Genomic DNA, 7,470 nt, shown 5'->3' on the forward strand with positions numbered 1-7,470 from the left:
TATACATGCCTGAGGATCTCCACGATTTTGTTTTCTTTAGCAAAAACTTTGATCGTGCCTCAGGCACTTTAGTTCCCTTCTTAAGCGAAGCTCAGGTTAGTTTATATATATGACTAAAAATAATTAATTTGTTTTATTTTTATATTTCACATGGTGATGATTAAAGATTTTGTGAATGTGATTTTATTAAATGACTTGGCGATGTTTGTTTTTTATTCGTGTTTATGAAGTGTTTGTATTCTGCCTGTAGGGATATGGCAATATGTGAGTGATAAATTTTATATTAATTAATCTCCCTGAAAATCTTGCAAGGTTAATTATTATATTAATGAAAATTTTATGATTGGTGTTTTATGATTATAAAAAACATAGGAATATTATTAATATTATATATTCCATTAACAATAGCATCTCCGGTAAATTTTAATGAAAGTTTGCCTTCACCAACTGTGAACGAAGGGAGTAATAATTTACGGAATAGCGAAAGAGAGATAAACAGGTTGATTGAAGAAAGGCGGCATCAGGAGATGATTAACCGTTCAAGGCGATATTCTACAAAAGAATCACTCGCAAATCTGAAAGGTGATAAAAAATGCCTGCCAATTAGTGGGGTTTATCTTCAAGGGATATCATTATTATCATCATCGGACTTAAAAACATTAAGTGCAATTTCTAATAATTGTATTACCAGTAATAATATCAATAGATTAACATCTGAAATTATAAACCTTTATGTCCAGAAAGGATATGTTACAGCCAGAGTAAAATTGGTTCCTCCTGATTATGAGAAAAAATTAGGAATTCATGTTATAGAAGGGTTTATCGAAGATATTAGGGGAGGAAGTCGATGGGTAAATAGTCAGACTCTTTTTCCTGGTCTGAAGAATATGCCATTGAATATACATCAACTTGACCAAGGGCTAGATCAGGCAAATCGTTTACAATCAAATAAAACAACGTTGGATATTTTGCCTGGTACAATTAATGGAGGATCTATTATTTTTCTGAATAATAAACATAGTTCTCCGTGGAAAGTTTCTTTAACAACAGATAATTATGGACAAAAAAATACAGGGAAATGGGTAGGAAGAGTAAACACGAGTTTTGATAGCCCGCTGGGGTTATCTGATTTTGTAAGCCTTAGTGGAAGCTCTACTTTGAAAAAAGGCCAAAGTAAATATAATCGATCTTATATATTTCTTTATTCATTGCCATATGGACAGTCAACATTTAGCACATTTTATGTTGGTTCTAAATATCATCATCAACAAAAATCAAATTATAGAAAGTCTAGGTTTTTAAATATACATGGTGATGCCCAACAATCAGGAGTTCGTGCTGACTGGGCATTTCGCCGCAACCAGACACAAATAGATACACTGAGGACACAATTTATATATAAAAAAGGAGATAACTATTTAAATGATGAGAAAATTATAGTAAATAGTGAATCTATCAGTCTTGTTTCTCTTAATTTAAATCATTTTCAAGTTATTCCAACAGGATTTTTTTCTATTGATGTAGGTATTGATAAAGGTGTGCCATGGTTTAATCCGCAAACAGCTATGGACAAAAGATTTATTAAAGGATTGATGTCAATAAATTTGCAAAATAAATTTAAATTATTTGATTCATCTTATTTATTAAATAGTCAACTTAGCATGCAGTATAGCCGTGATCCTTTACCAGCTATGGAGTGTTTCAGTATTACTGATAAAAATAGTATCAGAGGATTTAACGAGAGTTTTTTATGTGATGACAATGGGTGGTATTTAAGAAATACGTTATCCTACCCGCTTCCTATAGCTATTCCTCAAGGTTATTTAGTTTTAAATATAGGTGGTGATTTAGGGCAAACTAAAACTTATGAAAATAAAAATAAATATGAATATAAATATGAATGGATAAATGCTGTAGGAATGAGTGCTGGGTTTTCACTGAGTTATAAACAGTTGTTTGCCGATATTCAAGTAGGTAGTGGGAAAGTTTTTCCTAGGCAGTACGAGAAACTTAATAATCCCATACAGATATTAGTGCGTATTTCTTATGGTTTTTAATTGCAGAGCTGCCACTGTTTCAATTTGGTCATATGTTTGGCCATATTTTTACACACAGTAATAACTAGATGTATAGGAGTAATTAAATGAAAGAAAAAAGGTTTAAATTATCGTCATCTGGTCGGCTTGCTGTATCAATGGCAATTGTTATGCTTTTTAGCTCAAGTAGTTTTTCCAATGGAATAGTGGCTGGAGGTGATGCCTCACACCGACCAGATGTTACACAATCTAAATCCGGCGCAGATGTCGTTAATATTGTTGCTCCTTCTGAATCTGGATTATCACATAACCAATATGATGATTTTAATGTTTCGGAAAAAGGGGCGGTTTTTAATAATTCGACAAATGGAGGTGAATCTCAATTAGCTGGAGAGTTATCTGGTAATAGTAATCTGCATGGCAATTCGGCAACAATTATTTTAAATGAGGTAATTAGCCGCAATCCATCTTTACTGTTGGGTAAGCAGGAAGTTTTTGGTATGGCTGCAGATTATATATTGGCAAACCCTAACGGTATTACTTGTGATGGATGTGGGTTCATTAATACCAATCAGTTATCGCTAGTGGTCGGAAATCCATTAGTTGAAAAAGGTACTTTACAGGGATTTAATACCCTCGATAATACAAATGCCCTGAAAATTGGTAAAGGAGGGCTGGTTCATGACTCTATCATAAATCTTTTTTCCCCTAAAATTGATAGTCGTGGCAAAATTAGTACCAGCCAAGATATTAATATTATTACAGGTCTGAATAAAATATCTGTTGATGGTCGAGTATTGGATTCAAAAAAAGCAACAGTGGGTTTACTTGATAGCTACTATTTAGGCAGTATGCAGGCTGGTCGTATCCGGTTATTAAGTACAGATAAAGGGAGTGGTGTTAATTTACAGGGGGAGATAACTGCTGATGATAATATTAATGTTGAATCTAAAGGCGGATTAAAACTGGAAGGTGCCAGATTAAAAGGAGGTGACCTCACCTTAAAAGGTGAAAATATTACATCTCAGGGAGCTTTGGATGAAGTATATTTGAAAAAGGAAAAATCAGGAGGTAATTTTTTTAACGGGAATAGTGCTAGCAGCGAGAAGAGGTCCCAAATCCTTCATCGAACCAAATTAGAAGGTAGAAATATTACATTAAATGCTAACAAAAATAATGAAATTAAAGGAACAGATATTTCTGGTGAAAATATTAATTTAACTGGTAGTAAACTTGATTTAGGTGGACAGGCAATTAATCAACATTCGGAGGACTTTCAAGAGCAATGGAAGTTCTTATGGAAGAGTAATAAAAAAAATACTCATGATAAAACTCAACAGGAGGGAAATAATTTAAGGGCAAATAATAATATAAAATTAACTTCGACTGGAGAAGATATAAGAATTGATGGGAGCAAGATTGACGCAGGTAATAATCTGTCATTATCATCTAAACGTAATGTCATAATAGATGGCTTGATAGAAACTGAACAAATGGATAATCAGCAATATCACAGATTGGAGTCGAGTTCACTAGATACAGGGCTAAAAGAAAAAGGACATTTTACTCAAAAACAGATTAGAAGTGAACTAAATGCTGATAATGATCTTGGCATAGAAGCCAATGGTGATATTAAAATTTCAGGTTCTAAGGCGCATGCCGGAAACAACCTTATTATAAAAGCAGGTAAAAAAACCCAGATAATATCTCAATCTTATGGTGATAAAGTTATTGATGATGATAATAGAACTTATTGGGGAGGGATTGCCGGAGGAAAAAATAAAAATAATTATATTGAAAATAAAATAAATCAATCATCTGATATTACAGCTGATGGGCATGTATTGCTTGTAGGAAATGATGGAATTAAAATTACTGGCAGTAATGTTGAAGCTGAAAAAGGTGGATATTTCCAATCTAAAAATGGTGATTTACTCATTGATAATGCGGTTAATTATCATAAAAATATTATTGATGAGCGCCATGGAACTGTTTTTAATATTACTAAGGATTCTAATAAAGAAAAAGAAAAAAAAGAAGAGGCAGTACGCAGTCAGGTTAAATCTAATGCAAATTTAAAGTTATCTAGTGGCAAAAATATTGATGTAGTTGATAGTATATTAAAAAGTTCTGATGATTTGAATATTGATGCAGGCGATAATATAAATATTTCTTCTTATGGAGAGAAATATAATAAACAGAAAGAAAATTCATTGCTTGAGGCAGGGAATATAGCTCAATCCTCTAATGAAGATGATAAAAAAACCATTACAAAAAATTTGGCTATTAAGTATAGCAGTGATGATAAAGAAAAAGAGAATGTAACACAAAAACGATCTGTATTGGATGGAGGAAATATCACAATTAATGCAGGTAAAGATGTTACAGTTGTGGGTTCAGATATAGATACGAGAAATGGGAATGCTAATATATCAGCTGACAATATCTCTTTCCTTGCTTCAAATGATTTGGCAGCCCAAAGAGAATCTCATTCTTCAACAGGTATTGGTGTGTTTTTCTCTAAAGGAAGCAATGGAATAAGTATTGGCGGTGGAGTTAATCATAGTAGCAATAATAAATCTCATGAGAATAAAAAAGCTGTCGTTTCAAAAACGGATATCGCGGGAGATCTGAAATTAAACGCACGAAATAAACTAGAACAAGAGGGAACTCAGCATAATGTTGCTGGTAATTATGAGGTGAGTGCTAATAGCATAGCAAATAGAGCAGCGGAAAGTAGTGATAGTACTTCCTCAGGAAATTTTAATATTGGAGGAGGAGTTGATCTCTCTTTGAGTATGAAGAATTATTCACCTAATGTTGGTGCTAATGTTTTCGCCAAAGGAGGTAATCATACAGAGAGTAATACTAAAACAAATGCTAATGTCACTTCAATTAAAGCCAACAACGACATTATCATAAATGCCAAAGAGGATGTATATGATCAGGGAACGCAATATCAGTCAGCTAATGGAGGAATAGAATTAAAAGCTAACAACCATATTAATGAAGCCGCATTTAATAAAAATGAAAAAGATGTTTTTGATTCATCAGGTAATGCCAATATACAAGCCGGCTTAGCGCTTTTCTCTCAGGATCTTACTGTTAAAGCTAAAGGGCAAGGGAAAACGTCTCGGAATTATGAATCTAATTCAGATGCTATTGTCAGTGATTTCAAAGCACATAAAGATATTAATATTCAGGCACGCCATGATATTAAATATCAGGGATCATCGTTTAATTCAGAAGATGGAGAAACAACCATACAGGCAGGGAATAATATCAATATTAATCAGGCAAATAATACTCATAAGAAAACTAAAACCCAATATGGGGTTGGTCTTGGTGTTGGGGTAGGCGTCAATTTGCCGACAGGAGTTGTCAATATGGGAGCAGGAAGTGCAGCAGCAGAATATTCTGTAAATGATGACACTACTGTAACAGCAAAAAGTAGTAATATTAGGGGAAAACAGGGAGTTAACTTGGTTTCTGGAAATAATTTGTCTTTGCAGGGGACAAATGTCTCTGGCAAACATATAAATCTTAAAGCAGAACGAGGTGATATCATGGTTACCTCTGCTCAGGACAGTATAAATAAAAGTCATTTCCTCATTGGGGCTAATGTAGGTGGGGAAGCAGTAATGAATGGTTCTCAATTAGCTCAAATTGAGGCAAAGGCTTATGGTAAATTTGGTAATGGTTATGAAAGAGATGTTATCAATCATAATAGCCAGATTTCTGGTGAAAATGTAACATTAACAAGTAAAAAAGATACGACTATTAAAGGCGCTAATATTGTAGCGGATAAAATGGGAGGGAAAGTAGGCGGTAATCTTAATATTGAAACGGCTCAAAATACGGCTAATGGGAGTAAAATAGATCTAGAAGCTGGAGGCGGGTTTAATAGTGGTACACTCTTTAATGATAATCAACCATCCGATTTTATGGGAGTGGTTAATATCATTAAAAGTATCGCATCGGGTATAAAAACCAAGTTTAATTTTAATTACGAAACACATGATGATACAGGTTTGACTAACCAATCAGGAATTTCTGCCAGAAATGGGGTTAATTTAGATGTATCAGGTAAAACCAATCTGACTGGAGCGAAGATTGAAAGTACTGATGAGCCAGTTATATTGAATACCAAAGAGTTGGTAAATCATGAAATAATTACTCATAGTAAAGGAGATAAAATCTCTGTGAAATTACCTGGGTCTCCTCTTGCGTTTTTATTAAGTTTACCAGGTGCAATTTCTGATATTGCTCATGGGAAAATTCCATATACAGAGAGGCATTATCATAATAAGAAAAATGCAATACTTCCTAGTAAAATCAACGAATACACTCAGAAGATGTCGAATTGTAATGTGACGGTAAAGGATAAAATGATCGAGAATATAGATAATAATATGCCTAAAAAAACAGTGACTGAAGTAATTGGATGCGGTCAACAGTTAGGTAATCAAAAGGATTATGGGGTATAAAAAATTGAACGTTATCCTATCAAATAGGAATCCACCTGTTTAACAGGTGGATTTTTTTATATTTTAAACAATCGCGTTCTGATATAAATCCCATCGGTTGCCATAAATATCTTCAAATACAACAACCAAGCCATATTCTTCTTGTCGTGGCTCTTCGCAAAAATGAACGCCATTTTCTTTCATTTTATGGTAATCGCGCCAGAAATCGTCAGTTTGCAGGAACAAAAATACCCTTCCTCCACACTGGTTGCCAATAAAAGCTTCCTGCTTTTCATTAGATGCTCTTGCCAACAATAGATTGCAGTCACTTTCAGGATTTGGTGTCACAACAACCCATCTTTTACCCGGTTGTGGAGTGTCTTCGACCAGAGTAAACCCCAGTTTATTGGTGTAGTAATCAATTGCTTTATCATAATCATCAATAACAATGGCAACATAACCCATACATCTTTTTTGTGTTCTCATAATATTCCTATTTTAAATTACAGCATCCGTGTCCCTAAGGTCACATTTTTATCTGGTTGGATGAGTACAGTGCCTTCATTATCACAAACGGCAGCCAGAACCAAAACTTCCGATTTAAACCCGGCTACTTTTCTCGGTGGAAAGTTTATAACAGCCAGGACTTGCCTGCCGATTAATTGTGCTTCCGTATAGTTTTGGCACAATTGTGCCGAACTCTGTTTTTCACCTATTTCGCGACCAAAATCGATATACAGTTTATAAGCAGGTTTGATGGCTTTTTCATTTTTTTCAGCTTTGATTATTTTGCCAACGCGGATATCGAGAGCCATAAAAGTGGATATATCTGTGAGATAATTTTCTGAATTTTGCATAACTGTATATCTATTAATAATAGGTTAAATAGAAAAATAAATTACTCAAATAATGCGCTAGGCTCCCGTTATAACTCACTATTTTGTTGAATTTGCCGAGTTATTATTTTT

The 7,470-nt window shown here is 33.9% G+C and carries 4 protein-coding genes; 2 read left to right on the forward strand and 2 right to left on the reverse strand.

Going from position 1 to position 7,470, the window contains the following annotated elements:
* Positions 1 to 353 precede the first annotated feature (353 nt).
* Positions 354 to 2,057, forward strand: a complete 1,704-nt coding sequence (locus Xsto_RS19550; RefSeq protein ID WP_244590466.1) for a ShlB/FhaC/HecB family hemolysin secretion/activation protein — start codon at positions 354 to 356, stop codon at positions 2,055 to 2,057.
* An 86-nt stretch (positions 2,058 to 2,143) separates the two neighbouring features.
* Positions 2,144 to 6,523 (forward strand): hemagglutinin repeat-containing protein, encoded by a 4,380-nt coding sequence (locus Xsto_RS19555; protein WP_099126162.1) that lies wholly within the window; start codon positions 2,144 to 2,146, stop codon positions 6,521 to 6,523.
* A gap of 63 nt (positions 6,524 to 6,586) precedes the next feature.
* On the opposite strand, the gene Xsto_RS19560 is transcribed toward Xsto_RS19555, so the two are convergent.
* Together Xsto_RS19560 and Xsto_RS19565 are read right to left on the reverse strand one after the other, a co-directional pair.
* A complete protein-coding gene (locus tag Xsto_RS19560; RefSeq protein ID WP_099111648.1) occupies positions 6,587 to 6,988 on the reverse strand; it encodes a VOC family protein in 402 nt (133 codons plus the stop codon).
* Between the two features lie 17 nt (positions 6,989 to 7,005).
* Complete coding sequence (locus Xsto_RS19565) at positions 7,006 to 7,359, reverse strand: tRNA-binding protein (RefSeq protein ID WP_099111649.1); 354 nt, start codon at positions 7,357 to 7,359, stop codon at positions 7,006 to 7,008.
* Positions 7,360 to 7,470: the final 111 nt, after the last annotated feature.

Source organism: Xenorhabdus stockiae (assembly GCF_002632825.1).
GTDB classification, from domain to species: Bacteria; Pseudomonadota; Gammaproteobacteria; order Enterobacterales; family Enterobacteriaceae; genus Xenorhabdus; species Xenorhabdus stockiae.

Excerpts from the sequence above, each read along its gene's own strand:
- Xsto_RS19555 (WP_099126162.1), top strand. The coding sequence starts at position 2,144 with ATGAAAGAAAAAAGGTTTAAATTATCGTCATCTGGTCGGCTTGCTGTA.
- Xsto_RS19560 (WP_099111648.1), bottom strand. The coding sequence starts at position 6,988 with ATGAGAACACAAAAAAGATGTATGGGTTATGTTGCCATTGTTATTGAT.
- Xsto_RS19565 (WP_099111649.1), bottom strand. The coding sequence starts at position 7,359 with ATGCAAAATTCAGAAAATTATCTCACAGATATATCCACTTTTATGGCT.
- Xsto_RS19550 (WP_244590466.1), top strand. The coding sequence starts at position 354 with ATGATTATAAAAAACATAGGAATATTATTAATATTATATATTCCATTA.